The 25,085-nt window shown below is 71.6% G+C and carries 24 protein-coding genes; 13 read left to right on the top strand and 11 right to left on the bottom strand.

The genetic code is table 11. The features are described from left to right. Nucleotides 1–334 precede the first annotated feature (334 nt). Nucleotides 335–1,525: a family 2 encapsulin nanocompartment cargo protein polyprenyl transferase gene (locus tag IE316_RS24765; RefSeq protein ID WP_190206671.1), complete on the bottom strand. Its 1,191-nt coding sequence runs from the start codon at nt 1,523–1,525 to the stop codon at nt 335–337. Next, nucleotides 1,522–2,931: a family 2B encapsulin nanocompartment shell protein gene (locus IE316_RS24760; RefSeq protein ID WP_190206670.1), complete on the bottom strand. Its 1,410-nt coding sequence runs from the start codon at nt 2,929–2,931 to the stop codon at nt 1,522–1,524. The genes IE316_RS24765 and IE316_RS24760 overlap by 4 nt, the downstream gene beginning before the upstream one ends. Nucleotides 2,932–3,232: 301 nt before the next feature. Between IE316_RS24760 and IE316_RS24755 the strand changes: the two genes are divergently transcribed. Together IE316_RS24755 and IE316_RS24750 are read left to right on the top strand one after the other, a co-directional pair. Continuing rightward, nucleotides 3,233–3,823: an N-acetylmuramoyl-L-alanine amidase gene (locus IE316_RS24755; protein WP_190206669.1), complete on the top strand. Its 591-nt coding sequence runs from the start codon at nt 3,233–3,235 to the stop codon at nt 3,821–3,823. Between the two features lie 22 nt (nt 3,824–3,845). Next, complete coding sequence (locus tag IE316_RS24750; protein ID WP_190206668.1) at nt 3,846–4,751, top strand: 1-aminocyclopropane-1-carboxylate deaminase/D-cysteine desulfhydrase; 906 nt, start codon at nt 3,846–3,848, stop codon at nt 4,749–4,751. On the opposite strand, the gene IE316_RS24745 is transcribed toward IE316_RS24750, so the two are convergent. Further along, nucleotides 4,752–6,347 carry a Na+/H+ antiporter gene (locus tag IE316_RS24745; RefSeq protein WP_190206667.1) on the bottom strand — a complete coding sequence of 532 codons (1,596 nt, stop codon included), beginning with the start codon at nt 6,345–6,347 and terminating at the stop codon, nt 4,752–4,754. It lies immediately after the preceding gene. Between the two features lie 61 nt (nt 6,348–6,408). Between IE316_RS24745 and IE316_RS24740 the strand changes: the two genes are divergently transcribed. The 3 genes from IE316_RS24740 to IE316_RS24730 all read left to right on the top strand — a co-directional run bounded on the left by IE316_RS24740 (nt 6,409) and on the right by IE316_RS24730 (nt 8,499). Beyond that, nucleotides 6,409–6,675: a UBP-type zinc finger domain-containing protein gene (locus tag IE316_RS24740; protein ID WP_190206666.1), complete on the top strand. Its 267-nt coding sequence runs from the start codon at nt 6,409–6,411 to the stop codon at nt 6,673–6,675. Between the two features lie 262 nt (nt 6,676–6,937). Continuing rightward, nucleotides 6,938–7,351, top strand: a complete 414-nt coding sequence (locus tag IE316_RS24735; protein WP_019326945.1) for an ATP-binding protein — start codon at nt 6,938–6,940, stop codon at nt 7,349–7,351. 17 nt (nt 7,352–7,368) lie between these two features. Continuing rightward, nucleotides 7,369–8,499, top strand: a complete 1,131-nt coding sequence (locus IE316_RS24730; RefSeq protein ID WP_190206665.1) for an RNA polymerase sigma factor SigF — start codon at nt 7,369–7,371, stop codon at nt 8,497–8,499. Between the two features lie 94 nt (nt 8,500–8,593). Here IE316_RS24730 and IE316_RS24725 read toward each other — a convergent pair whose 3' ends face one another. After that, the gene (locus IE316_RS24725; protein ID WP_190206664.1) at nt 8,594–9,055 is read right to left on the bottom strand and encodes a hypothetical protein; all 462 of its coding nucleotides are present in this window, start codon (nt 9,053–9,055) and stop codon (nt 8,594–8,596) included. Nucleotides 9,056–9,171: 116 nt separating this feature from the next. Here IE316_RS24725 and IE316_RS24720 point away from each other — a divergent pair, with 116 nt between their 5' ends. Together IE316_RS24720 and IE316_RS24715 are read left to right on the top strand one after the other, a co-directional pair. Next, nucleotides 9,172–10,140: a diacylglycerol/lipid kinase family protein gene (locus IE316_RS24720; protein WP_190206663.1), complete on the top strand. Its 969-nt coding sequence runs from the start codon at nt 9,172–9,174 to the stop codon at nt 10,138–10,140. A gap of 316 nt (nt 10,141–10,456) precedes the next feature. Further along, nucleotides 10,457–10,714 carry a WhiB family transcriptional regulator gene (locus IE316_RS24715; protein WP_029383210.1) on the top strand — a complete coding sequence of 86 codons (258 nt, stop codon included), beginning with the start codon at nt 10,457–10,459 and terminating at the stop codon, nt 10,712–10,714. Between the two features lie 254 nt (nt 10,715–10,968). On the opposite strand, the gene IE316_RS24710 is transcribed toward IE316_RS24715, so the two are convergent. Together IE316_RS24710 and IE316_RS24705 are read right to left on the bottom strand one after the other, a co-directional pair. Beyond that, complete coding sequence (locus IE316_RS24710; RefSeq protein ID WP_190206824.1) at nt 10,969–12,435, bottom strand: PAS domain-containing sensor histidine kinase; 1,467 nt, start codon at nt 12,433–12,435, stop codon at nt 10,969–10,971. Nucleotides 12,436–12,930: 495 nt separating this feature from the next. Continuing rightward, entirely contained in the window at nt 12,931–13,536 is a 606-nt protein-coding gene (locus tag IE316_RS24705; protein ID WP_190206662.1) for a TetR/AcrR family transcriptional regulator, read from the bottom strand. 94 nt (nt 13,537–13,630) lie between these two features. On the opposite strand from IE316_RS24705, the gene IE316_RS24700 reads away from it, so the two are divergent. Both IE316_RS24700 and nagB read left to right on the top strand, forming a co-directional pair. Then, nucleotides 13,631–14,383, top strand: a complete 753-nt coding sequence (locus IE316_RS24700) for an SDR family oxidoreductase (RefSeq protein ID WP_190206661.1) — start codon at nt 13,631–13,633, stop codon at nt 14,381–14,383. Nucleotides 14,384–14,599: 216 nt separating this feature from the next. Further along, nucleotides 14,600–15,385 carry a glucosamine-6-phosphate deaminase gene (gene nagB / locus IE316_RS24695; RefSeq protein WP_190206660.1) on the top strand — a complete coding sequence of 262 codons (786 nt, stop codon included), beginning with the start codon at nt 14,600–14,602 and terminating at the stop codon, nt 15,383–15,385. Nucleotides 15,386–15,651: 266 nt separating this feature from the next. Here the strand turns inward: nagB and IE316_RS24690 are convergent, their stop codons facing one another. The 4 genes from IE316_RS24690 to IE316_RS24675 all read right to left on the bottom strand — a co-directional run bounded on the left by IE316_RS24690 (nt 15,652) and on the right by IE316_RS24675 (nt 20,455). Then, the gene (locus tag IE316_RS24690) at nt 15,652–17,142 is read right to left on the bottom strand and encodes a glycoside hydrolase family 3 protein (RefSeq protein ID WP_190206659.1); all 1,491 of its coding nucleotides are present in this window, start codon (nt 17,140–17,142) and stop codon (nt 15,652–15,654) included. Nucleotides 17,143–17,152: 10 nt separating this feature from the next. Next, complete coding sequence (locus tag IE316_RS24685; protein WP_190206658.1) at nt 17,153–18,028, bottom strand: carbohydrate ABC transporter permease; 876 nt, start codon at nt 18,026–18,028, stop codon at nt 17,153–17,155. Then, on the bottom strand, nt 18,025–19,017 hold the full coding sequence (locus IE316_RS24680; RefSeq protein ID WP_190206657.1) for a carbohydrate ABC transporter permease: 993 nt from the start codon (nt 19,015–19,017) through the stop codon (nt 18,025–18,027). Before IE316_RS24680 ends, IE316_RS24685 begins: the two co-directional genes overlap by 4 nt. Nucleotides 19,018–19,153: 136 nt before the next feature. After that, nucleotides 19,154–20,455, bottom strand: coding sequence for a sugar ABC transporter substrate-binding protein (locus IE316_RS24675; RefSeq protein ID WP_190206656.1), 1,302 nt, complete (start codon nt 20,453–20,455; stop codon nt 19,154–19,156). Nucleotides 20,456–20,907: 452 nt separating this feature from the next. On the opposite strand from IE316_RS24675, the gene IE316_RS24670 reads away from it, so the two are divergent. The 3 genes from IE316_RS24670 to mctP all read left to right on the top strand — a co-directional run bounded on the left by IE316_RS24670 (nt 20,908) and on the right by mctP (nt 23,697). After that, nucleotides 20,908–21,672 carry a GntR family transcriptional regulator gene (locus tag IE316_RS24670; protein ID WP_190206655.1) on the top strand — a complete coding sequence of 255 codons (765 nt, stop codon included), beginning with the start codon at nt 20,908–20,910 and terminating at the stop codon, nt 21,670–21,672. Between the two features lie 160 nt (nt 21,673–21,832). Beyond that, nucleotides 21,833–22,090, top strand: coding sequence for a DUF3311 domain-containing protein (locus IE316_RS24665; RefSeq protein ID WP_190206654.1), 258 nt, complete (start codon nt 21,833–21,835; stop codon nt 22,088–22,090). Further along, a complete protein-coding gene (gene mctP / locus IE316_RS24660) occupies nt 22,087–23,697 on the top strand; it encodes a monocarboxylate uptake permease MctP (protein ID WP_190206653.1) in 1,611 nt (536 codons plus the stop codon). Before IE316_RS24665 ends, mctP begins: the two co-directional genes overlap by 4 nt. 107 nt (nt 23,698–23,804) lie before the next feature. Here mctP and IE316_RS24655 read toward each other — a convergent pair whose 3' ends face one another. Then, the gene (locus IE316_RS24655; protein WP_190206652.1) at nt 23,805–24,023 is read right to left on the bottom strand and encodes a hypothetical protein; all 219 of its coding nucleotides are present in this window, start codon (nt 24,021–24,023) and stop codon (nt 23,805–23,807) included. A 93-nt stretch (nt 24,024–24,116) separates the two neighbouring features. Between IE316_RS24655 and IE316_RS24650 the strand changes: the two genes are divergently transcribed. Continuing rightward, nucleotides 24,117–25,082 (top strand): GlxA family transcriptional regulator, encoded by a 966-nt coding sequence (locus IE316_RS24650; protein WP_190206651.1) that lies wholly within the window; start codon nt 24,117–24,119, stop codon nt 25,080–25,082. The last annotated feature ends 3 nt before the right edge of the window (nt 25,083–25,085 follow it).

Raw genomic sequence — 25,085 nt, 5'->3', positions numbered from 1 at the left:
GTGTCCGTACGGGGGTTGAGCGTAACCGGTGGGACTGGCGGGGGCTCGGGGTACGCCTGAGGCGGGTCCCGCACACCGTGGGGCAGTGCGGGACCCGCCGGGACCGGAGCCCGCGCGGTGCGACCGCACGGTGTCGGAACCGTACGGCCCTGTTACGGGCTCCGGGGTCGGTGGGGGAAGGTGCGGAGCGGCGGGGACTGGCCTGGGTCGGCGCTCGCTGCGGGTTCCAGGTCGGCGGGGGAACGGGACCGGGGTGGCGCCCCGCCGCGGGCACCGGGCTCCTGGGCCGGTGCCCGCGGCGGACGCTGGGTGGGGGAGACGGCGGCGCCCGGGCTCACGCGGTGCGGCGGGTGACGAACTCCGCCAGGGCGAGGAGGCCGCCCGCCGCCTCCGGTTCGGGGACGGCACGGGACAGTTCCTGCATCGCGCGGGCCATCCGGTCGGCCGCCTGGGTCTGCGCCCAGTCCCGGCCGCCCGCCCGCTCCACGGCCAGCGCGGTGCGCTCCAGGTCCTCCGCTCCCTCCTCGTACGGCATCGCGTACCGCTCGGCCAGCTCGGCCGCCGCCGGGGTGCCGGAGGTGAGCGCGGCGACCACCGGCAGCGACTTCTTGCGGGCCGCCAGGTCCGCCCCGGCCGGCTTGCCGGTGCGGTCCGGGTCGCCCCACAGGCCGATGACGTCGTCGATGAGCTGGAACGCCAGCCCCGCCTCCCGGCCGAACGCGTCCAGCGCCGCCACGTCGTCCTCCTCGGCACCCGCGTACAGCCCGCCCAGGGCGCAGGCGCAGCCCAGCAGCGCGCCGGTCTTGGCCTCGGCCATGGCGAGGGTCTCCGCCAGGGTGACCTCGTCCGGCCGGCGCCGCTCCATCGCCGTGTCCGTCTGCTGTCCGGCGCACAGCTCCACCACGCAGTCCGCGAGCCGGGCGACCGCCGCCGCGGACGCCGGGTGCGGGTCGGCGGCGAGCAGCCGCAGGGCCAGCGCCAGGAGGGCGTCGCCGACCAGGATCGCGTCGGCGTCGCCGAACACGGTCCAGGCGGTGGGCCGGTGGCGACGGGTGGTGTCCCGGTCCATCACGTCGTCGTGCAGCAGCGTGAAGTTGTGCACGAGTTCCACCGCGACCGCCGCGCGGACGGCCGCCGCGCGGGCCCGGGCTCCGCCGACCGCGGCGGCCGAGGCGAGCACGAGCGCGGGCCGGATCGCCTTGCCCGCGTTGCCCGTCGCCGGGCTGCCGTCCGCGTGGCTCCAGCCGAAGTGGTAGCGGGCCACCCGGCCCAGTGCGGCGGGCAACTCACCGACGGCCGCACGCAGTTCCGGGTCGACCGCCGCCCGCGCGCGGCGCAGCAGCGTCGTCGCCTCGTGTCCCTCGGACTCGCCCGGTGCCCGCCCCTCGGAGCTCCGCGGCCCGTTCGTGCGCTGCGTCCCGATCGCCCCCTGCCTCTCCAGCGTGCCGGCGGGACCGCCTCCCGTACCCCCCGGGACGTCCCCGCCCGGCGGGACGGGGACACGGCGTGCGGGAGGAGGGGTCATCGCCAGCGGCCGATCTCGACGTTCTCCAGGACGCCGAGCGCGTCCGGCACCAGGACCGCGGCCGAGTAGTAGGCGGTCACCAGGTACTTGATGATGGCCTGTTCGTTGATGCCCATGAAGCGCACCGACAGGCTGGGCTCGATCTCGTCCGGGATGCCGGTGGCGCGCAGCCCGATGACACCCTGGTCGGCCTCGCCGGTACGCATGGCGATGATCGAGGTGGTCCGGGCCTCGCTGACCGGGATCTTGTTGCACGGGTAGATCGGCACGCCCCGCCAGGTGGGGATCCGGTTGCCGGCGATGTCGATGGTCTCCGGGACCAGTCCCCGCTTGTTCAGCTCGCGTCCGATGGCGGCGATCGCGCGCGGGTGGGCGAAGAGCAGCCTGGTGCCGCGGCGGCGGCTGAGCAGCTCGTCCAGGTCGTCCGGGCTGGGGACGCCGTCGTGCGGCTGGATCCGCTGGTCGTACTCGCAGTTGTGCAGCAGGCCGAACTCGCGGTTGTTGATCAGCTCGTGCTCCTGGCGCTCCTTGAGCGCCTCGACCGTCAGCCGGATCTGCTGCTCGGTCTGGTTCATCGGCTGGTTGTAGAGGTCGGCCACGCGCGAGTGGATGCGCAGGACGGTCTGGGCGACGCTCAGTTCGTACTCGCGGGGCTTGGCCTCGTAGTCGACGAAGGTGTGCGGGATGTCCGGTTCGCCGGTGTGGCCGGCGGCGAGGTCGATCTCCTTCTCCCCGTGCTTGTTGGTGCGCTGCTGGGGGATGGAGCGCCGCTGCTGGATGTGGTCGCGCAGGGAGTCGCTGCGCTCCGAGACCTGCTCGACCGCCTGGCGGGGCAGTACCAGGACCGTGCAGGCGGTCACCGCGCGGGCGGTGTACTCCCAGATGGCGTCCGCGTCGAGCAGGGCCTGGTCGCCGAAGTAGGCGCCGTCGGCGAGGACGCCGAGCACCGCGTCGTCGCCGTAGGGGCCGGTGCCGACCTTCTCGACCTTGCCGTGCGCCAGCAGGTAGACCTCTTCGGTCTGGCTGCCGAACGAGGCGATCACGTCGCCGGGGCCGAACTCCCGCTGCTCGCAGCGCCGGGCCAGCTCCGAGAGCACCTCGTCGTCCTCGTACGAGCGCAGGGCCGGCAGCTCGGTCAGCTCCGCGGGGATGACTTCGACCCGGTCACCCGTCTTCACGAACGTGACCCGGCCGTCGCCCACGGCGAAGGTTAAACGCCGGTTCACCCGGTACGTACCGCCCTGGATGTCGACCCAGGGCAGTGTGCGCAGCAGCCAGCGCGAGCTGATCTCCTGCATCTGGGGCACGGACTTGGTCGTGGTGGCCAGGTTCCGCGCGGCCGCCGTGCCGAGGGACTGCTGCGGCCTGGTCTGCTCGGTGCTGCGGACCTCATCGCCTACCGACATAAAGGATTGCCTTCCCGGTCCTGCCCGGCGCGTCCGTGCGCCCGGCATCGATGTGCACGGGTCAGCCTTCCTCACCCGCCGGGGCGGTGCTATTACCCGAAAGAGCGGGAATGGACGGGCCTGTGGCGGGGCACCATAAGGGCTCGTTCCACCGCCTCTCCGGCGACCGGATTCCGGACGCTGGCCGGTTCGGCTCGCACACGGTCCGAACGGCTGGCTGGCGATCACCGCGTTGCGGTATACGCAACCGGTACGAGCGGATCGCGCCGGGCGGTCGCCGTGCGGGACGAAGGAGCGGCCCATGGCTACACCCATGTCCGCGAGCAGTCTGGTCAAGGCGTTGAAGGCGGAGGGGGTCACGGTCGTCGAGGTCGGCGACTGGCGGACCCACAACCGCAACCACAAGGGGCCCTGGGGCCCGGTCCACGGGGTCATGATCCACCACACGGTGACCAAGGGCAGCGCCCGGACCGTGGAGATCTGCCGCAAGGGCTACGAGGACCTGCCGGGCCCCCTGTGCCACGGCGTGATCACCAAGGACGGCCGGGTCCATCTGATCGGCCATGGCCGGGCCAACCACGCGGGCCTCGGCGACGACGAGGTGCTGCGCGCCGTGATCGCGGAGAAGGGGCTGCCGAAGGACAACGAGGCCAACACCGACGGCAACCGGTACTTCTACGGCTTCGAGTGCGAGAACCTGGGCGACGGCGAGGACCCGTGGCCGGCCGTCCAGTTGGAGGCCGTCGAGCGGGTGGCCGCCGCGATCTGCCGCTACCACGACTGGAACGAGCGGTCCGTCATCGGACACCTGGAGTGGCAGCCGGGGAAGGTGGACCCGCGCGGGTTCACGATGGCGTCGATGCGCGAGCGGATCCGGGACCGCCTGAAGTGAGCCGGTGTCCGACAATGGCGGGATGACCGCCCTGGACGTCCTGCGCCCCCGCCTGCCGTCACCGCTGCGGGAGGTGCGGGACGACCGCTTCGAGCGGCACGGTGTCCGTCTGCTTCTCAAACGCGACGACCTGGTGCACCCGGAGCTGATCGGCAACAAGTGGCGCAAGCTCGCACCGAACCTCGCGGCGGCGGCCGGCCGCCCGGTCGTCACCTTCGGCGGCGCCTACTCCAACCATCTGCGCGCCACCGCCGCCGCGGGCCGCCTCCTGGGCCTGAGCACCGTGGGCGTGGTCCGCGGCCACGAGCTGGCCGGCCGGCCGCTGAACCCGTCCCTGGCCCGGTGCGCCGCCGACGGGATGCGGCTGCGCTTCGTCGACCGGGCGACGTACCGGCGCAAGACCGAGCCCGCGGTGCTCGCCGCGCTCCTTCGCGATTGCGACGCCGAGAACGCGTACGTCGTCCCCGAGGGTGGCAGCAACGCCGCGGCGGTGCGCGCCTGCCGGGAGCTGGGCGCGGAGCTGGGCGACCGGGCCGACGTCGTCGCCGTGGCGTGCGGCACCGGGGGCACCCTGGCGGGGCTGGCCGCCGGGCTCGCCCCCGGGCGGCGGGCGCTGGGCGTGCCCGTGCTCAAGGGCGGCTTCCTGGACGGCGACATACGCCGTCTCCAGCAGGCGGCCTTCGGCGGGCCCCGGGGCGCGTGGTGGCTGGACGACCGCTTCCACTTCGGCGGTTACGCCCGGGTCTCCCCCGCGCTGGACGCCTTCGCCGCGGACTTCGAACGCCGCCACGGGGTGCCCGTGGAGCGCCTGTACGTCGCCAAGGCGCTCTACGCCCTGCTCGCCCTCACCGAGGAGGGCGCCTTCCCGCGCGGGACGACGCTGGCGGCCGTGATCACCGGCCGCCCTTTCCCCGAGCGAACGCTCTGACTAGGCGGCCTCCCGGTACGCGGCGGCCTCCTCCAGGTCCAGGCGGCGCAGCAGGACGCGCAGCATCTCGTCGTCGATGTAGCGGCCGTCGCGCAGCTTGACGAACACCTCGCGCTCGGCGCTGATCATCTCCCGGGAGAGCCGGCGGTAGGTGTCGTCGACGGTCTCGCCGGTGACCGGGTTGACCTGGCCGAGCCGTTCCCAGACGGCGTTGCGGCGGCGCTCCAGGACCGTGCGCAGGCGCTCGGCGAGCGGGCCCGGCAGGGCGTTGCGGTCGTCCGCCAGGAGGTCGTCCAGGCGCCGCTCGGCGGCCCGGGACGCCTGTGCCTGGGCGTTGGCCTCGGCGAGCGTCTCGGCCTGGGGGTCGCGGCCGGCGAACTTCAGCAGCCGGATCAGCGGGGGCAGGGTCACGCCTTGGACCACCAGGGTGCCGATGACCGTGGTGAACGTCAGGAACAGGATGAGGTTGCGCTCGGGGAAGGGGTCGCCGCCGTGCACGGTGAGGGGGATCGAGAAGGCGATCGCCAGGGAGACCACGCCGCGCATCCCGGCCCAGCCGATGACGAACGGCGTCTTCCAGGTGGGGTTCTCCTCGCGCGCGCGGATGCGTGCCGACAGGACGCGCGGCAGGAAGGTGGCCGGGTACACCCACAGGAACCGGGTGACGACCACCACCACGAAGAGCAGGATCGCGTACCAGGCGGCGTCGATCCCCTCGTACGCCCCGAGTCCCCGCAGGACCACCGGCAACTGGAGGCCGATCAGGGCGAACACGGCCGACTCCAGGACGAAGGCGACCATCTTCCACACCGCCTCCTCCTGGAGCCGGGTGGCGAAGTCGACCTCCCACGCGCGGTGGCCGAGGTAGAGGGCGACGACGACCACCGCGAGGACGCCGGAGGCGTGCACCTGCTCGGCGACCGAGTAGGCCACGAACGGGATCAGCAGGGAGAGCGTGTTCTGCAGCAGCGCCTCCCGCACGTGCGTGCGCAGCCAGTGCAGCGGCGCCATCAGCACCAGGCCGACACCGACGCCGCCGACCGCGGCGATCAGGAACTCCCCGATCCCGCCGGCCCAGGTGGCGCCCTCGCCGACCGCCGCCGCGAGCGCCACCTTGTAGGCGGTGATCGCGGTGGCGTCGTTCACCAGGGACTCGCCCTGCAGGATCGTGGTGATCCGCGAGGGCAGCCCCACCCGGCGCGCGACCGCCGTGGCGGCGACGGCGTCCGGCGGCGCCACCACCGCGCCCAGCACCAGCGCCGCGGTCAGCGGCAGCCCCGGCACGATCAGGTAGGCGGCCCAGCCGACCGCGAACGTCGCGAACAGCACGTACCCGACGGAGAGCAGGGCCACCGGCCGCATCTGGGCCCGCAGGTCCAGGTAGGAGCTGTCGGTGGCGGCGGTGTAGAGCAGCGGGGGCAGCAGCAGCGGCAGCACGATGTGCGGGTCGAGGGTGTAGTCGGGCACCTTCGGTACGTAGCTGACCGCCAGTCCGGCCGCGACCAGCAGCAGCGGCACCGGCACCGGGAAGCGCCGTCCCGCCGCGGCGACCGCCGCACTGCCCGCCACCAGCAACAGCAGCGGCATCACGTCCATGCTCCCCGCCCGCCCTCTTCTTCCGCGCGGTCACCCGCGCACCCGTCGTAACCTGGCAATCATGAAACAGTGCACGCACGTCGACGCGCTGCCGCACCCGGAGCCGAGGCCGCTGAGCGAGACCTGTCCGGAGTGCCTGGCCGAGGGTACGGACCCGGTGCAGTTGCGGCTCTGCCTCACCTGCGGTCATGTCGGCTGCTGCGACTCCTCGCCGCGCAGGCACGCCACCGCCCACCACCAGGCGACCGGGCACCCGGTGATGCGGACCTTCGAGCCCGGCGAGGACTGGCGCTGGTGCTTCGTCGACCACGTCCTCGTGCCAAGCTGAGGGCGGCCCGGGAGGGGACGGTTCGACCGTCTGACGCCTGGGTACGTCAACCCGGCGCGCGCTCTTCCGATTTGGGCCCGCCCGACCTCTAGCCACTCAGCGTGTTCAGGTGTTTACTATGAGTGACAGCAAGGGGTTGGGGTCTCGGGGACAGGAAAGTTCCGAGCGCGATAACGTCACCGCTGAACCACGTATCGCGTCACCGCGTTACCCGAGGGCTGACCCTCGGCCCTGAAACGCTTGTACCACCTTGGAGGTGAGGGTGTCCCAGATCGCAGGCGAGCCCGCGACCCAGGACTTCGTGGAAGTCCGGCTGCCGGCCGCGGGTGCCTACCTGTCGGTGCTGCGTACGGCGACGGCCGGCCTCGCGGCCCGTTTGGACTTCACCCTCGACGAGATCGAGGACCTGCGCATCGCGGTGGACGAAGCCTGCGCGATCCTGCTCCAGCAGGCCGTGCCCGGCTCCGTGCTGAGCTGTGTCTTCCGCCTCGTCGACGACTCGCTGGAGGTCACCGTCTCGGCGCCCACCACGGACGGCCACGCCCCGTCGCGCGACACCTTCGCCTGGACCGTCCTGTCCGCCCTGGCGGGCAAGGTCTCCTCCGCCGTGGACGAGGACAACACCGTGTCGATCAGTCTCTACAAACAGCGCGGCGCGGGACCCGGGCCGGCGTGAGGACAGGGGACGGGCCGGTGCGGGACGAGAATCGCGGCACACGGGAGCTGCCGTACGAGGACCCCCGTTCCCCGAACGGGACCCGGTGCACGGCGGATGGCATCGATGGCATCGACGGCATCCCCGAGCAGGCCCGCCCGCACCCCGAGGACACCACCGAGGAGGCCGGCGCGGGAACCGGCGTCCCGGGCGAAGGGCGGCGGGCCGGGAGCGGGGACGGTGCCGTGCAGAGCGCGCCTGCGGGCGGGCGGAGCGGGGGCGGCCCCGCCCGGCCCGGCCGAGCGGAGGCGAGGGCTCCGGAAAGGGCTACGGGCGGGACGATGAGCGAGCACGAGCGACACTCCGAGGACGACGCGCCGGGCGCGCGGGGCGTGCCGGGCGCACACCACGATCCGCAGGACCGCAGCGGGGCGCGTGCCCTCTTCACCGAGCTGCGCGGACTGGCGGACGGCAGCCCCGAGTACGCGGAGCTGCGCAACCGGCTGGTCCGCATGCACCTGCCGCTCGTCGAGCACCTCGCGCGCCGCTTCCGCAACCGCGGGGAGCCGCTGGACGACCTCACCCAGGTCGCCACCATCGGGCTGATCAAGTCCGTCGACCGCTTCGACCCGGACCGCGGCGTGGAGTTCTCCACGTACGCGACCCCGACGGTGGTCGGCGAGATCAAGCGGCACTTCCGGGACAAGGGCTGGGCGGTACGGGTCCCGCGCCGCCTGCAGGAGCTGCGGCTGTCGCTCACCACGGCCACGGCGGAGCTGTCCCAGTTGCACGGCCGCTCCCCCACCGTGCACGAGCTGGCCGAGAAGCTCGGCATCTCGGAGGAGGAGGTCCTGGAGGGCCTGGAGTCCGCCAACGCGTACTCCACCCTGTCCCTGGACGTCCCCGACACGGACGACGAGTCCCCGGCGGTCGCGGACACCCTCGGCGCGGAGGACGAGGCGCTGGAGGGCGTCGAGTACCGCGAGTCGCTCAAGCCGCTCCTGGAGGACCTGCCGCCCCGGGAGAAGCGGATCCTGCTGCTGCGCTTCTTCGGCAACATGACGCAGTCGCAGATCGCCCAGGAGGTCGGCATCTCGCAGATGCACGTCTCCCGGCTGCTGGCGCGCACCCTGGCGCAGTTGCGGGAGAAGCTGCTCGTCGAGGAGTGAGGCCGCGCGGGGCGGGTCTCGCAGGGGACCAGTGGGCCGCCGGACCGGCGGGCCGGCTGCTCGCGGGTGCCGCCGGAGCGGACCGGCCGACCCGCTACTCGCGGGTGCCGCCGGGCCCCCGGATGCCGAGGGCCCGCGTGGTCTCGGGGTTCACGATCAGCACCAGCGCCGCGACGGCCACGACCGCGAGCACGATCCCCGCGGGGATGGCGACGCTGTCGGCCTGGAGCAGGTTGTAGGCCACCGGCAGCGCCATGATCTGCGTGATCACGGCGGGCCCCCGGCTCCAGCCCCGCCGGGCGAGCAGTCCCCGGGCGGCCAGCAGCGGCAGCAGCGCGAGGACGACCAGGGTGACCCCGCCGGTGACGGCCTGGGTGCGGTCGTCGGGGTGGCCGGTGAGGCCGCCCACCAGCATCCACAGCCCGCCGACGACGAGCGCGAGCCCCTCCAGCCCGGCGAGTGCGGCCGCGGCGGTCAGCCGGGCCGGGCGGGGGCCCGGCTCGCCGGCGGCGACGGGGGCGGCGGCTTCGGGGCGGGGGTTCTGCTCACTGCTCACCCCTGAAGGGTAGCCCGCACGGCACCGGGGTCCGTGTCCAGGTTCACGCCGGTATCGCCTCCCTGATCCACACCTTGGTCTGGGCCCGGTACCGCCCAGTAGGTACCCTGCAACCCATGCGTGCACTTCTCGTGGTCAACCCGGCGGCAACCACCACGAGCGCGCGCACGCGCGACGTACTGATCCACGCGCTCGCCAGCGAGATGAAGCTGGAGGCGGTCACCACCGAGTACCGCGGCCACGCCCGGGACCTCGGCAAGCAGGCGGCGCTGAGCCAGGACATCGAGCTGGTGGTCGCCCTCGGCGGCGACGGCACCGTCAACGAGGTCGTCAACGGCCTGCTGCACGCGGGCCCCGACCCGGAGCACCTGCCCGGCCTGGCGGTGGTCCCCGGCGGCTCCACCAATGTCTTCGCCCGCGCCCTCGGCCTGCCCAACCACGCGGTGGAGGCCACCGGCGCCCTGCTGGACGCCCTGCGCCGGGGCAGCGAGCGCACCGTGGGCCTGGGGCTGGCCTCCGGCACCCCGGGCTCGGAGGACGAGGCCGTGCCCGCCCGCTGGTTCACCTTCAACGCCGGACTCGGCTTCGACGCCGGTGTCGTCGGCCGGGTCGAGCAGAAGCGCGAGCGGGGCAAGAAGTCGACCCACGCGCTCTACGTCCGTCAGGTCGTGCGCCAGTTGCTGGGCGAGCCGCACCGGCGCAGCGGGACGATCACTTTGGAGCGGGTCGGTGAGGAACCGGTCACGGATCTGGTCCTCTCCATAGTCTCGAACACATGCCCCTGGACTTTCCTGGGTAATCGCCCGATCTATGCGTCACCTAAAGCCTCGTTCGACACCGGACTCGACGTACTGGGCCTCAGCCGCCTCTCCACGGCCGCTGTTGCCCGGTATGGCACCCAGTTGCTCACTTCGTCCCCCGAGCGCGGACCCCGGGGAAAGCACGCCGTGTCGCTGCACGATCTGACCGACTTCACCTTGCATTCGAAGGTGCCGCTGCCCCTCCAGATGGACGGTGACCACCTGGGGCTGCGTACCAGCGTGACGTTCACAGGCGTACGCCGTGCACTGCGTGTGATTGTGTGAGCAGAACGGGCGAAAGTCCTTTCACTCGAACGTTTAGGCCAGGGTCCACCCCATGGAAGTACGGCTGTGACCTAGTCGACACCGAAGAATCAAAAAAAACTTTCCGGAAGGGGTTGTATCCGCCGCTGAGGTTTGCGAGTCTCTACGTGGCGATCGGGACGGCCCGCAACACCGGCCTCCACAGATCACCGGAACCCCTCTTCAAACCAAGGACCACGCCAAGGATTGGCGGTCGGCCCTTCACTTGTTGAGGGATTCGTGAAAGCGTTCACATTCACAAGCAACCTGCAAGTCATACCAAGGAGAGGTAGCAGCCATGGACTGGCGTCACCGCGCCGTTTGCCGCGAGGAAGACCCCGAGCTCTTCTTCCCCATCGGCAACACCGGTCCTGCGCTGCTGCAGATCGAGGAAGCCAAGGCCGTCTGCCGTCGCTGCCCGGTTATCGAGCAGTGCCTGCAGTGGGCGCTCGAGTCCGGTCAGGACTCCGGCGTCTGGGGTGGTCTCAGCGAGGACGAGCGCCGTGCCATGAAGCGCCGCGCCGCCCGCAACCGGGCCCGTCAGGCATCCGCCTGACACACCCGCCCCGCAAACAGCCTGAGCTTGGCGGCGCGTACAGCGAGTACGCATCTCCCGCCCCCGAGCCGCAGCGCGCAGTACCCCCGATGCTCCCCGAAGCTCTTCGAGCCAGGGGTACCCCCAAGGGCAGCAGCGAGCACTGGCCCCGGATCACTGGTGATCCGGGGCTTTTTGCTGCGTACTTGCTGCGTACTCTCCGGTGAGCGGCCGGGCTCACTTCTGCGCGGATACCGTCCGGTGAGCGGCCGGGCTCACTTCTGCGCGGGCACCGGGATGTCGAGGATCACCCGGGTGCCGCGCTCGGGGGCCGGGACCATGTCGAAGGCGCCGCCCAGCTCGCCCTCCACCAGGGTGCGGACGATCTGCAGGCCCAGGTTGCCCGAGCGGTGCGGGTCGAAGCCCTCGGGCAGGCCGACGCCGTCGTCCTGGACGGTGACCAGCAGACGGGCCTCCTTGCTGGTGCCGCCGCGGACCGCCGAGACCTCGACCGTGCCGGTGTCGCCCTCGCGGAAACCGTGCTCCAGCGCGTTCTGCAGGATCTCGGTCAACACCATCGACAGCGGGGTGGCGACCTCGGCGTCCAGGATGCCGAAGCGGCCGGTGCGCCGGCCGGTGACCTTGCCCGGCGAGATCTCGGCGACCATCGCCAGCACCCGGTCGGCGATCTCGTCGAACTCCACCCGCTCGTCCAGGTTCTGGGACAGCGTCTCGTGCACGATGGCGATCGACCCCACCCGGCGCACGGCCTCCTCCAGCGCCTCGCGCCCGCGTTCGGAGCCGATCCGGCGGGCCTGGAGGCGGAGCAGCGCGGCCACCGTCTGGAGGTTGTTCTTCACCCGGTGGTGGATCTCCCGGATGGTGGCGTCCTTGGTGATCAACTCGCGTTCGCGGCGGCGCAGTTCCGTCACGTCCCGGAGCAGTACCAGCGAGCCGATGCGGGTGCCCTTGGGCTTGAGCGGGATGGCGCGGAACTGGATCACGCCGTCGTTGGCCTCGATCTCGAACTCGCGTGGCGCCCAGCCGCTGGCCACCTTGGCGAGCGCCTCGTCCACCGGGCCGCGCGAGGGGGCGAGTTCGGCGGTGGTCCGGCCCAGGTGATGGCCGACCAGGTCCGCCGCGAGGCCCATCCGGTGGTACGCCGACAGCGCGTTCGGCGAGGCGTACTGGACGATGCCGTCGCCGTCCACCCGGATCAGACCGTCGCCGACGCGCGGCGAGGCGTCCATGTCGACCTGCTGGTTCTCGAACGGGAAGGAACCGGCCGCGATCATCTGGGCCAGGTCGGAGGCGCTCTGGAGGTACGTCAGCTCCAGTCGGCTCGGGGTGCGCACGGTGAGCAGGTTGGTGTTGCGGGCGATGACGCCCAGCACGCGCCCGTGGCGCCGTACCGGGATCGACTCGACGCGGACCGGGACCTCCTCGCGCCACTCCGGATCGCCCTCGCGCACGATCCGGCCCTCGTCCAGGGCCGCGTCCAGCATGGGGCGCCGGCCGCGCGGGACGAGATGGCCGACCATGTCGTCCTGGTACGAGGTGGGGCCGGTGTTCGGCCGCATCTGGGCGACCGAGACGTACCGGGTGCCGTCGCGGGTGGGCACCCACAGGACCAGGTCGGCGAAGGAGAGGTCGGAGAGGAGCTGCCACTCCGAGACCAGCAGGTGGAGCCACTCGAGGTCGGAGTCGTCCAGGGCGGTGTGCTGGCGCACGAGTTCGTTCATGGAGGGCACGGGGTGAGCGTACCCGCCGGTTCGGACACCGATCGGAACCGGCCACTTCGGGCCGCGCACCGACCGGGCACCGGCCGCGTACGGGCCGCGCCACCGACCGCGTACGGGTCATGCACAGGCCGAGCACCGGCCGCGTACGGGCCGGTCGGCCGGGTCCGGGAACACCCGCGGGCCGCGGCGCCTGGGAGGGACCCTCAACCCTCCCGGCACCGCAGCCCGGAGCAATATTCGGCCGTGGGGTGTGCGGTCCCGGTCGGCCGAAGGTCGAGGAGCCGGGGCAGTCAGGGCAGAGAGCCCGGTTCCTCGGTCCGCCCTCCTGTGCGGGGAAGGCGGAAGCCTGACGTGAGGTGCTCGGTGTTCGAACGACCCGTGGCCATTGTGGACTAGACCACTATCGGTGTCCATGCGGCGGACGCGTCCGTTCTTGTCACATTCCGCCGACTGCTCGGACGCCCGAACACCCAGCAGCAGAGTAACCCCGTCGGCTCATGAGCGGGGCCAGACGGACAGGGCAATTTCGACGAGCGCCTCCAGCTCCGCCCGGCTCGCGCCGTCGCGCGCCTGCTGGGACATGCCCTGGATCATGGCGCCGGTGTGCCGGGCCAGGGCGGCGGCGTCGGTGTCCGCCGGCAGGACGCCCGCGGCGACGTCGGCCCGTATCCGGCTCTCGAACGCGGCGATGTTGGCGTTGCGCCGGTCGCGCAGGAACTGTTCGACCTCGGGCGTGGAGCAGTTGGTGGCCGCGTGGACGACGAGGCAGCCGTGCGGGCGGCCGGGGAGCGTGTACTCGACGGCGGCCTGGCGCAGGGCGCGTTCCACGGCGGCGCGGGCGGTGGGCTCCTCGGCGAGGGCGCGGTCGGTGAAGGAGCCGTAGCGGCTGCCGTACTCCGCGACGACCTCCTCGAACAGCGAGCGCTTGTCGCCGAAGGCGGCGTAGAGGCTGGGGGCGCCGATGTCCATGACCCGGGTGAGGTCGGCGACGGACGTGGCCTCGTAGCCGTGTTCCCAGAAGGCCATCAGCGCCTTCTCCAGGGCGGTGGCGCGGTCGAAGGAGCGGGGGCGGCCACGGCCGCGGCCGGGTGCGGTTGCCATGGGTGGATTTTATAGCGAGCACTAGAGAAAGGCCGCCGGAGTGTTGTACGGTTTTTTCTGTAGCGACCGCTAGAGATTTGAAGGGGGCGGCACCATGGGCGTGCTCACGGGCAGGACGGCGCTGGTCACGGGCGCGAGCAGGGGCATCGGGCGGGGGATCGCCGAGCGGCTGGGGCGGGACGGCGCCCGGGTCGCGGTGCACTACGGCAGGAGCGAGGCGGCGGCGAAGGAGACGGTCGCCGCCATCGAGGAGGCGGGCGGCTCGGCGTTCGCCATCGGCGCGGAGCTGGGCCGGCCGGGGGACGCCGAGGCGCTGTGGGCGGAGTTCGACCGGCACGCGGACGGACTGGACATCCTGGTGAACAACGCGGGGATCGGCAGCGCCCGGCCGATCAAGGAGATAACGGAGGAGGAGTACGACCAGGTCTTCGCGGTGAACGTGAAGGCGCCCTTCTTCCTCGTCCAGCACGGCATCCGGCGGCTCCGCGACGGCGGGCGGATCATCAACATCTCCTCGGGCCTGGCCCGCACCGCCCTGATGCCGGACAACATCGCCTACGCGATGACCAAGGGCGCGCTGGACGTCTTCTCCCGCGACCTGTCCAAGGTGCTGGGCCCCCGGGGCATCACGGTGAACTCGGTGGCGCCCGGGATCATCGACACCGACAACACCGCCCCGATGCTGCACGGCACCGAGGGCGGCTGGGCCCGGGCGGCGGCGTTCTCGGCGCTCGGCGGGGTGGGCAGCCCGGCGGAGGTGGCCGACGTGGTCGCCTTCCTGGCCTCGGACGCCGGCCGGTGGGTCACGGGGAGCTGGGTGGACGCGACGGGGGGTTCGCTGCCGTAGGGCGCCGGGGGTCGGGAACTGGGGGCCGAGCACCGGGAGCCGGGGCCGGGCGCCGGGGGCCGGAGGTCGCGGCCGGGGGCGCGTCCGCCGTGCGGTGGCGGCCGGTCGGGGGCCCGGGGAACCTGGGAGGGAAGGCGCCGCTCTGTTAGATTGGTCTAAACCACAGAGCCCTTCCCGGGGTGTTCTCCAGTCCCCTCTTCAGAACGGCAGGCCAGCGTGGAAGTTGTCATCGTTCCGGACGCCAGGGCGGGCGGCGAGCTGATCGCCGAGGCCATGGCGGAGCTGCTCAGGCGCAAGCCCGACGCCCTGCTCGGGGTGGCCACCGGCTCGACGCCGCTGCCCGTGTACGAGGCGCTGGCGGCCAAGGTGCGCGCCGGTGCCGTGGACACCTCGCGGGCACGGATAGCCCAGCTCGACGAGTACGTGGGGCTCCCGGCGGAGCACCCCGAGTCGTACCGGTCGGTGCTGCGGCGGGAGGTGCTGGAGCCGCTCGGGATCGGGATGGACGCATTCATGGGCCCCGACGGCACGGCCGCCGACGTGCAGGCCGCGTGCGAGGCGTACGACCGGGCGCTGGCCGGGGCCGGCGGGGTGGACCTGCAGTTGCTGGGCATCGGGACCGACGGGCACATCGGCTTCAACGAGCCCTGTTCCTCGCTGGCCTCGCGGACCCGGATCAAAACGCTGACCGAGCAGACCCGGGTGGACAACGCCCGCTTCTTCGACGGCGACATCGCGCAGGTCCCGCACCACGTGATCACACAGGGCATCGGCACCATCCTGGAGGCCCGGCACCTGGTGCTGCTCGCCACCGGCGAGGGCAAGGCGGACGCGGTCGCCGCGACGGTGGAGGGACCGGTCGCCGCGGTGTGCCCCGCCTCGGCACTGCAGCTCCACCCGCACGCCACCGTGGTCGTCGACGAGCCCGCCGCGTCCAAGCTGAAGCTCGCCGACTACTTCCGGCACACGTACGCCAACAAGCCGGACTGGCAGGGGATCTAACCCCGCCCCGCACAGGGCGAAGGCGCCGGTCCCGGTGGGGATCGGCGCCTTTGTCGTGGGGTGAGCGGCCTTGCGGCGAGGCGGGTTGTGCCGCTTTCCGGGCGGGGCGGGTCGCGTCGCCCCCGGGCGGGATGGGCCGTGCCGCTTCCCGACCGCAACGGGCTGCACCGCTCCCCAGCCGGGAGAGGTCGCGCCACTCCCGGGCCGGAACGGGCCGCGCCGCTCCCCGGCCGGGACGCGTCACTCCCCCGTCAGGTCAGACCCCGTCACTCCCCACCCGTCAGCACCTCCGCCGCCGCCCGGCCGCACACCCTGGCGGCGCCGTGCGTGGCCAGGTGGAGGGCGCCGCGGGGCGGGGCCTGGGGGATGCCCATCTCGACCACGACGGTGTCGGGGCGGGCGGCCAGCAGGGTGTCCAGGGCGGCGGCCATCCAGGGGTGGCGGTGTTCGTCGCGGACGACGGCCACCACCCGGCGGTCACCGGCCGCCCGCAGTACCTCTTCGCCGGCGCCGGGGCCGGAGAAGCCGCCGGTCTCGGTGCCGGGGAGGAGACGGAGGAGTTCGGCGGCGACGCCCCAGGGGGTCTCGTTGCCGACGGCGATGTTGGGAGCGGGGGTGAGGGAGGCGACGAAGGGCGGTGCGGTGAGCGGGGTGAAGCCGGCGGCGCCGGTGACGCGCAGGGCGCGGCGGGCGGCGCGCAGGCCGACCTCCTCGTCGGCGGCGAGGGCGCGGCCCGCGGCGGCGGTGGCCGAGGTCCAGCGGGCCAGGGCGCGGACGCGCTCGGCGGCGTCGGCGAGGCGTTCCTCGGGCAGTTCGCCGGAGCGGACGGCGGCGACCAGGGCGTCGCGCAGCCTGCGTACGGTCTCCTCGTCGGAGAGGCCGCCGCCCACGCAGATGGCGTCGGCGCCGGCCGCGATGGCGAGGACGCTGCCGTGTTCGATGCCGTAGGTGCCGGCGATGGCCCGCATCTCGATGCCGTCGGTGACGATCAGGCCGTCGTAGCCCAGTTCGCCGCGGAGGAGTTCGATGAGGATCCGCCGGGAGAGGGTGCCCGGGTGGTCCGGGTCCAGGGCCGGGGCGAGGATGTGGGCGCTCATCACCGCCCGGGTGCCGGCCTCGATCGCCGCGCGGAACGGCACCAGGTCGCGTTCGGCCAGCACGGTGGCGTCGGCGTCGATGCGCGGCACCGCGTGGTGGGAGTCGACGGCGGTGTCGCCGTGGCCGGGGAAGTGCTTGGTGCAGGCGGCCACACCCGCCGACTGCAGGCCGGTGACGTAGGCGGCGGTGTGCCGGGCGACCAGGGCGGGGTCGGCGCCGAAGGACCGTACGCCGATCACCGGGTTGTCGGGGTTGGCGTTGACGTCGGCGGACGGGGCCCAGTCGAGGTTCACGCCGCAGGCGGCGAGGCGGCGGCCCAGTTCGGCGGCGACGCCCCGGGTCAGCTCCACGTCGTCGACCGCGCCGAGCGCGTGGTTGCCGGGGAAGGAGGAGCCGGTGCGCACCTCCAGACGGGTGACGTCGCCGCCCTCCTCGTCGATGGCGACCAGCACGTCGTCGCGTTCGGCGCGCAGCTTGGCGGTGAGCGCGGCGACCTGCTCGGCGGAGGCGACGTTGCGGCCGAACAGGGCGACGGCCGCGAGGCCCTCGCCGAGCCGGCGCAGCAGCCAGTCGGGGGCGGTGGTGCCGGTGAAGCCGGGCTGGAGGACGGTCAGCGCGTTGCGGGTGAGGGTGTCGGTGCCCTGGGTCAGTGTCGTCATCGGGTCGGCGTCATCCCTTCACGGCGCCGGAGGTGAGCCCGGCGGCCATCTTCTTCTGGACGATCATGAAGAAGGCGACCACCGGTATCGCGATCAGCGTGGAGGCGGCCATCAGGGCGCCGTAGTCCGTGCCGCGGGAGGTGGTGAAGTTCATGAGCCAGACGTTGAGCGTGTATTTGTCGTTGTCCTGGAGCACGATGTAGGCCAGCAGGTACTCGTTCCAGGCGTTGATGAGGGAGAAGATCGACGCGGCGGCGAGGCCGGGCGCGAGCAGCGGGAAGACCACCCGCCAGAAGGCGCCCATCCGGGAGCAGCCGTCGACCATCGCGGCCTCCTCCAGCTCCAGCGGGATGTTCACCACGAAGCCGCGGATCATCCAGGTGGCGAACGGCAGCGTGGAGACCAGGTAGATGACGATGACGCCCCAGTACTCGTTGATCGCGCCCAGGTCGTTCAACTGGATGTAGAGCGGGATGAGCATCGCGGTGGGCGGCAGCAACTGCACCACCAGCAGCACGATCATGAAGACCTTGCGGCCGGCGAAGCGGAACCGGCCGATGGCGAAGGCGGCGATGGTGGAGAGCACCATCGCGCCGACGACGGCGGTCACGCAGATGATCAGGCTGGACTGGATGGCGGTGCCGAAGTTGGGCGCGTCGATCGCCCGGCGGAAGTTGTCGAAGGTCAGGGAGGTCGGCCAGAGCTTCTGGTCGTAGGAGCGGATCTCGGCGTTGGTCCGCAGGGAGCTGACGATCAGCCAGTAGACCGGGAAGGCCATCACGACGAAGGCGACGAGTCCCACGGCGTTGTAGAAGTGCCGGCTGCGCTTCTTGCGGTCGGGCCGGTAGGGGGACGCCGGGGCGCGGGTGGCGGTCGTGTCACTCACTCGACCTCTCCGATCTTGAGCAACTGGCGCAGGTAGTAGACGGCCACGCCGGACAGGAGCAGCACGGTGATCAGCGCGATGGCGGCGCCCTGGCTGAAGGAGTTGGACTCGAACGCCTTCTCGTAGGAGTACAGGCCGAGGAGGTTGTACTCGGGTTCGGGCTTGTTGCCGCGCATCAGGAAGACCTGGCCGAAGACGTTGAAGTCCCAGATCACCGAGAGCGTGGCCACCATCTGGAAGACCGGCTTGATCACCGGCCAGGTGACGTAGCGGAAGACGCCGGCGCGTCCGGCGCCGTCGAGTTCGGCGGCCTCCTCCAGTTCGGCCGGTACCTGGGTGAGCGCCGCGTACAGGGTGACGGCGACGAAGGGCACCGCGCCCCACACCACCACCGCGCCGATCATGAAGAAGCCCTGCTTGGGGTCGAGCCACCAGTTGTGGCCCTGGTAGTCCATGCCGAAGTACTTGGTCAGCACCATGTTGGCGACGCCGTAGTCGGAGTCGGCGAACCAGCGGAAGATCGAGGTGGCGACCAGCAGCGGCAGCGACCAGGCCGCAATCAGCGCGCCGGTCAGCAGCAGCCGTACCGCCTTGGTCATGCGCTGCATGGAGTGAGCGAGGAAGAGGCCGATGGCCATGGTGGCGACCACGCACACGACCATGAACAGCACGGTCCGCCACAGGACGTCGTAGAACTCGCCGTCGCCGAGGATGTTGGTGAACTGCTCGAAGCCGACCCACTCGGCGGCGTCTCCGGTCCACAGTTCCCGTCGGCCGACGTCCTGGAAGGACATGACGACGGTCTTGATCAGCGGCCAGACGAACACCGCGGCGAGTGCCACGACCGCCGGGGCGATCAGCAGGTAGGGCAGCAGGGGCCCGTTCGTCCACCGGGTTCTGCGGGGCGCGGACGGTGCCGGGCCGTCACTGGGACGCGCCCGCGGGCCGGACACCTCCGGTTCGGCTGATTTGATGTCGGCGGCACTCACTGTGCTGGCCTTCCGTTCGAAGGGTCTGCATCGGATCGGTGGCCGGCGCACCGCCAGGGGGTCGGCCGTCCGACCGGCCCTGCCCGGCCGGACGGCCGGGCAGGGCACCGGAGGTCAACGAGGGTGGGGCGCCGGATCAGGCGCTCTCGTTGATCATGGAGTTGATCTCCGCGTCCGCCGCCTTGGTGGCGTCGGCGACCGACTTGCCCTTGAGGATGTCGAGCAGCATCGTCTCCAGGGTCTCCTTCTTCTCGATCGCTGCCCAGCCGGGGGCGATCGGCGTGAACCACGCGTCGGGGACCGCGTTGGCGATCGGGGCCGTGGCCGGCTTGGCCTTCAGCGGCTCCAACTGCTTGGTGTTGTTGGGCAGGATGTCCTTGGCGGCGAGCGCGGCCTCGGACTTCTCGCTGGTGAACATCGAGATCCAGTCCTGCGCCAGGTCCTGGTTGTCGGACTTAGAGATGGTGGCCAGGTCGGAGCCGCCGATGAAGGAGGGCAGGGCCTTGCCGTTCGGGCCGGGCATGCCCGCCACCGCGATCTTGTCCTTGAGCTTGGCGTTGCCGTTCGCCTTGGAGTCGACGACGCTGCCGGCCTCCCAGCCGTTGCCGTAGAGCATGGCCGTCTTCTCGTTGGCCATGACGTTGGCGTGGTCCTGCTCGTCCTTGGTCTGGTCGCCGTGGTTGTACTTCTTGACCAGGTCGACGAAGTGCTGGATGCCCTGCTGCGCCTCGGGCGTGGACAGCGCGGCCTTCCACTCCTTGCTGCCCTCGTCGTAGCTGGCGATCTGGCCGCCGTACGCGGCGACGTAGGACATGGCGGCGTACCAGTAGCGGCCCGGCAGGTACAGCGCGGAGAAGGCGTTGTCCTTCTTGTACTTGGCCTGCACCTTGTCGAGCGCCTTGAGCAGGTCGTCCTCGGTGGTGGGCAACTGGTCGGAGCCGGTGCCGGCCTTGAACATGTCCTTGTTGTAGATGGCGACCCGGGCACCGGCGTAGTACGGGACGCAGTAGAGCTTGCCCTCGTAGGAACAGGTGTCCTTCAGACCCTTGATCCAGGTGTCGGAGTTGTCGTACTTCTTCTCGTCGATCTCGCCGAGGGCACCGTTGAGGATGTACGTCATCGTCTCGGTGTTGCCCAGCTCGACCACGTCGGGGAACTTGTCCCCGGACAGCGCGGCGTCCAGCTTCTTGGTCTTGTCGGCCCACTGCTGGTACTGCACGTTGACCTTGACGCCCGGGTACTTCTTGTTGAAGTCGGCGTTGGCCTGCTTGACCAGCTCCGGCCAACTGCTCTGGGCGTCGACCATCAGCCAGACGGTCAGTTCGCCCTTGCGGTCCTTCGGGTCCTGCCCGGACGCGCCGTCGTCGGAGCCCCCGCACGCCGCGATGGAGACCATCATGCCCGCGACACCGATCGCGGATATCAGCTTGCGCTTCACGCCACCCTCCTCAGGGATGCCACAAACCCCCCTGCCTCCCCGCGGTAACTCGCAGACACGTGACCGCCCTTGGGGCCGGGACCTGGACCAATGGTGTAGACCAGTACGGGGAGCCTGGCCCAGACCAATAAGGCTGTCAAGGGTGTGAAAGCGCGCTCCCGGGGTCCGTGATGCGACCGAGATATGCAGGGACCTTTCATTCCGCAAGCGGCAGATCGGACGGTCGCCGGCGGCCGTACCACCGACCTGCGCGGGCGCCCGCGGAGGGGGTCCGCGGGCGCGTACCACCGGGTCCGTACGGCGCGGTGGACTAGACCAACGGGGGGCGCGGAGGTATACAGAGGGGATCACGGAGCGTGCGGGCACACCCCGCGCGCCGCCGTGCCACGATGTGAGCCGTGGCCGATAGCGGATGTCGGTCGCTTCGGCACCCGGAGCCGGGAAGGCAGAGCATGAGCACCGACGTCAGCAGTGCGGAGAACGAGGGTGGGGCGGCCGTCCGTACCGCGCGCGTGCCCAAGTACTACCGTCTGAAGAAGCATCTGCTCGACATGACGCGGACCCAGGCGCCGGGCACCCCGGTACCGCCCGAGCGCACGCTGGCCGCCGAGTTCGACACCTCCCGCACCACCGTGCGCCAGGCCCTGCAGGAACTCGTCGTCGAGGGCCGGCTGGAGCGCATCCAGGGCAAGGGCACCTTCGTCGCCAAGCCCAAGGTCTCCCAGGCGCTGCAACTGACCTCGTACACCGAGGACATGCGCGCCCAGGGCCTGGAACCCACCTCGCAGCTCCTGGACATCGGCTACATCACCGCCGACGAGCGACTCGCCGGGCTGCTGGACATCACCGCCGGCGGCCGGGTGCTGCGCATCGAGCGGCTGCGGATGGCCAACGGGGAGCCGATGGCCATCGAGACCACCCATCTGAGCGCCAAGCGCTTCCCCGCCCTGCGCCGCAGCCTGGTCAAGTACACCTCCCTCTACACCGCCCTCGCCGAGGTGTACGACGTCCATCTCGCCGAGGCCGAGGAGACCATCGAGACCTCGCTGGCCACCCCGCGCGAGGCCGGGCTGCTCGGCACCGACGTGGGCCTGCCGATGCTGATGCTCTCCCGGCACTCCCGGGACCGGGACGCCCAGCCGGTGGAGTGGGTGCGCTCGGTGTACCGGGGCGACCGCTACAAGTTCGTGGCCCGCCTCAAGCGCCCCCAGGACTGAACCGGCGGGAGGCCGATCCCCGGGAGGGCTCCCGCTGCTGCCGAGCGCCGGACCGGCCGCCGCGGACCGTTATGCGGACGGGGTCTTCCGCTGTCGTGTCACCGTCACCTAGATTGCCGCGCATTGCAGAGGTGATCACCTAGGGGACGGAGCCGCAGCCATGTCACAAGCCCCGGAAGCAAGCAGGGGGCCGGTGGTGACGCCGGTGCGCGTCGTCATCGGCGTCTGCCTCCTCGCACCGTTCGTCGCCATGCTCTGGGTCGGCTCGTACGCGAAGACCGACCCGGCGTTCATCGGCATCCCGTTCTTCTACTGGTACCAGATGGCCTGGGTGCTGATCTCCACGGCGCTGACGGCGATCGCGTACCGGCTGTGGCAGCGTGACCAGCGCGCCCGCAAGGGAGGTGCGGGCAAGTGAACGGGGGCGTGAACGGCGTCGCACTCGCCGTCTTCATCTTCTTCTTCCTGCTCGTCACCGCGATGGGCTTCCTGGCCGCCCGCTGGCGCCGGGCCGAGAACGAGCACAGCCTGGACGAGTGGGGCCTGGGCGGCCGCTCGTTCGGCACCTGGATCACCTGGTTCCTGCTGGGCGGCGACCTCTACACCGCCTACACCTTCGTCGCCGTCCCGGCGGCGATCTACGCGGCGGGCGCCTCCGGCTTCTTCGCGGTGCCGTACACGATCCTGGTCTACCCGCTGATCTTCACCTTCCTGCCCCGGCTCTGGTCGGTCTCGCACAAGCACGGGTACGTGACCACCTCGGACTTCGTGCGCGGCCGGTTCGGCTCGAAGGGGCTGTCGCTGGCGGTGGCCGTCACCGGCATCCTCGCCACGATGCCGTACATCGCGCTCCAACTGGTCGGCATCCAGGCCGTCCTGGACGTGATGGGCGTCGGCGGCGGGGAGGACACCAACTGGTTCGTCAAGGACCTGCCGCTGCTGATCGCCTTCGGTGTGCTCGCCGCGTACACCTACTCCTCGGGGCTGCGGGCGCCCGCGCTGATCGCGTTCGTGAAGGACACACTCATCTATCTCGTGATCGCGGTCGCGATCATCTACATCCCGATCAAGCTGGGCGGCTTCGACGACATCTTCGCGGCGGCCGGGGAGAAGTTCGAGGCGGCGGGCGCCGGCGGGGTGACACCGGCCCCGGCCGGCCAGTGGACGTACGCCACGCTGGCCCTCGGCTCCGCGCTGGCGCTGTTCATGTACCCGCACTCGATCACCGCGACGCTCTCCTCGCGCAGCCGTGAGGTGATCCGCCGCAACACCACGATCCTGCCGCTGTACTCGCTGATGCTGGGCCTGCTGGCGCTGCTGGGCTTCATGGCGATCGCGGCCGGGGTCAAGGTGGAGAACGGGCAGTTGGCGATCCCCCAGCTCTTCGAGGACATGTTCCCGGACTGGTTCGCGGGCGTGGCGTTCGCGGCGATCGGCATCGGCGCGCTGGTCCCGGCGGCCATCATGTCCATCGCGGCGGCCAACCTCTTCACCCGCAACATCTACAAGGACTTCATCCGGCCCGACGCCACGCCGGAGCAGGAGACCAAGGTCTCCAAGCTGGTGTCGCTGCTGGTCAAGGTCGGTGCGCTGATCTTCGTGCTCGGCATGGACAAGACGGTCGCGATCAACTTCCAGTTGCTCGGCGGCATCTGGATCCTGCAGACCTTCCCGGCGCTGGTGGGCGGCCTGTTCACCCGCTGGTTCCACCGCTGGGCGCTGCTGGCCGGCTGGGCGGTCGGCATGGTCTACGGCACGGTCGCCGCGTACGGCGTGGCCTCGCCGACGCAGAAGCACTTCGGCGGCTCCTCCAAGGAGATCCCGGGCATCGGCGAGATCGGGTACATCGGGCTCACCGCCTTCGTCCTGAACGTCCTGGTCACGGTCGTCCTGACGGTCGTGCTGAGGGCCGCGAAGGCGCCCGACGGCATCGACGAGACCAGCCCCGCCGACTACACGGCCGACGCGGGCGACCCGGGCGTCCAGGTCGAACTGCCCCCGGCCACGGCGGGCTCCGCCCACTGACCCGTTCGTCCGGGAGGAGCACGCGGCACAGGAGCGGGCCGCCGGGGAGCACATGCCCGGCGGCCCGTTCGCGGTTCTCGCCGGCGTCGGGCCGGCCCCGGTCGGGGTCAGGAACTGACCAGCTTCTTCGCACGGCGTCCCGCGGCGGACCAGGTGGCGGCCGGGGGCTCCGCCGGACGCGACGCCGCGGGCTGCTGGGCCTGCCTGATCTCGCGGTCGATCCGCCGGTCGCGGACGATCCCGGCCACCGAGGGGAGGACCATCACGGCGAAGAGGCCGAGGGTGACGAGCATTCCGATGAGGGCTTCTGTCTGTTCTCCGGTCATGCACACCACTGTCCCGCCGGACGCTCCTTACCGGGAGCGGCAGGACTGCCGTAAGACCTCGAATTCCTGCCAGTTCCGAGGCAGACTGACGGCATGTTGCGAAACGTGGCGGCGGTACTGCTGGGCGGCGTGCACCCCTTCGAACTCGGCGTGGTCTGCGAGGTGTTCGGCATCGACCGCAGCGACGAGGGGCTGCCGGTGTACGACTTCGCGGTGGTCTCCGCGGAGGGCCCGTCGCTGTCCACCCATGTGGGCGGGCTGACGGTCTCCACCCCGTACGGCCTGGACCGGCTGGAGGAGGCCGATCTGATCGCGGTCCCGGCGGGCGCGGACTACTCCCGCCGGGAGTACCCGCCGGAGCTGCTCGACGCGCTGCGGCGGGCGGTGGACCGGGGCACCCGGGTGCTGAGCGTGTGCTCCGGGGTCTTCGTGCTGGGCGCCGCCGGTCTGCTGGACGGGCGGCGCTGCGCGGTGCACTGGCACCACGCCGACGAGCTGGCCCGGCAGTTCCCGCGGGCCACCGTCGAGCCGGACGTGCTCTACGTCGACGAGGACCCGGTGATCACCTCGGCCGGCACGGCCGCCGGGATCGACGCCTGTCTGCACCTGGTCCGCAAGGAGCAGGGCCCCGAGGTCGCCAACGGCATCGCCCGGCGCATGGTGGTCCCCCCGCACCGCGACGGCGGGCAGGCGCAGTACATCGAGCGGCCCCTGCCGCGCTCCTCCTGCGACACCGTCGGCGAGGTGCTGGCCTGGATGGAACGCAACCTCGACCAGGAGGTCACCGTCGAGCAACTGGCCGCCCGCGCCCACCTCGCCCCGCGCACCTTCGCCCGCCGCTTCCAGCAGGAGACGGGGACGACGCCCTACCGCTGGCTGCTGCGCCAGCGGGTGCTGTTCGCCCAGCATCTGCTGGAGGCGACGGACGAGACGATGGACACCATCGCCTGGCGGGCCGGGTTCGGCACGGCGGCGGCGCTGCGCCACCAGTTCGTCCGGGCCCTGGGCGTCACCCCGAACGCCTACCGGCGCACGTTCCGGGGCCCGCAGGCCGCCTGACCG

Origin of the sequence: Streptomyces fumanus (assembly GCF_014655295.1) — a bacterium.
Taxonomy (GTDB): Bacteria; Actinomycetota; Actinomycetes; order Streptomycetales; family Streptomycetaceae; genus Streptomyces; species Streptomyces fumanus.
The sequence above is the reverse complement of the archived record's forward strand: the minus strand, read 5'-3'. Positions and strand labels throughout refer to the sequence as shown.

Coding starts and splice junctions, on each gene's coding strand:
- IE316_RS24655 (WP_190206652.1), bottom strand. CDS start 24,023: ATGACCGGAGAACAGACAGAAGCCCTCATCGGAATGCTCGTCACCCTC.
- IE316_RS24740 (WP_190206666.1), top strand. CDS start 6,409: ATGAAACAGTGCACGCACGTCGACGCGCTGCCGCACCCGGAGCCGAGG.
- IE316_RS24690 (WP_190206659.1), bottom strand. CDS start 17,142: ATGACGACACTGACCCAGGGCACCGACACCCTCACCCGCAACGCGCTG.
- IE316_RS24720 (WP_190206663.1), top strand. CDS start 9,172: ATGCGTGCACTTCTCGTGGTCAACCCGGCGGCAACCACCACGAGCGCG.
- IE316_RS24760 (WP_190206670.1), bottom strand. CDS start 2,931: ATGTCGGTAGGCGATGAGGTCCGCAGCACCGAGCAGACCAGGCCGCAG.
- IE316_RS24745 (WP_190206667.1), bottom strand. CDS start 6,347: ATGGACGTGATGCCGCTGCTGTTGCTGGTGGCGGGCAGTGCGGCGGTC.
- IE316_RS24750 (WP_190206668.1), top strand. CDS start 3,846: ATGACCGCCCTGGACGTCCTGCGCCCCCGCCTGCCGTCACCGCTGCGG.
- IE316_RS24710 (WP_190206824.1), bottom strand. CDS start 12,435: ATGAACGAACTCGTGCGCCAGCACACCGCCCTGGACGACTCCGACCTC.
- IE316_RS24705 (WP_190206662.1), bottom strand. CDS start 13,536: ATGGCAACCGCACCCGGCCGCGGCCGTGGCCGCCCCCGCTCCTTCGAC.
- IE316_RS24650 (WP_190206651.1), top strand. CDS start 24,117: ATGTTGCGAAACGTGGCGGCGGTACTGCTGGGCGGCGTGCACCCCTTC.
- IE316_RS24755 (WP_190206669.1), top strand. CDS start 3,233: ATGGCTACACCCATGTCCGCGAGCAGTCTGGTCAAGGCGTTGAAGGCG.
- IE316_RS24765 (WP_190206671.1), bottom strand. CDS start 1,525: ATGACCCCTCCTCCCGCACGCCGTGTCCCCGTCCCGCCGGGCGGGGAC.
- IE316_RS24670 (WP_190206655.1), top strand. CDS start 20,908: ATGAGCACCGACGTCAGCAGTGCGGAGAACGAGGGTGGGGCGGCCGTC.
- IE316_RS24665 (WP_190206654.1), top strand. CDS start 21,833: ATGTCACAAGCCCCGGAAGCAAGCAGGGGGCCGGTGGTGACGCCGGTG.
- IE316_RS24715 (WP_029383210.1), top strand. CDS start 10,457: ATGGACTGGCGTCACCGCGCCGTTTGCCGCGAGGAAGACCCCGAGCTC.
- IE316_RS24700 (WP_190206661.1), top strand. CDS start 13,631: ATGGGCGTGCTCACGGGCAGGACGGCGCTGGTCACGGGCGCGAGCAGG.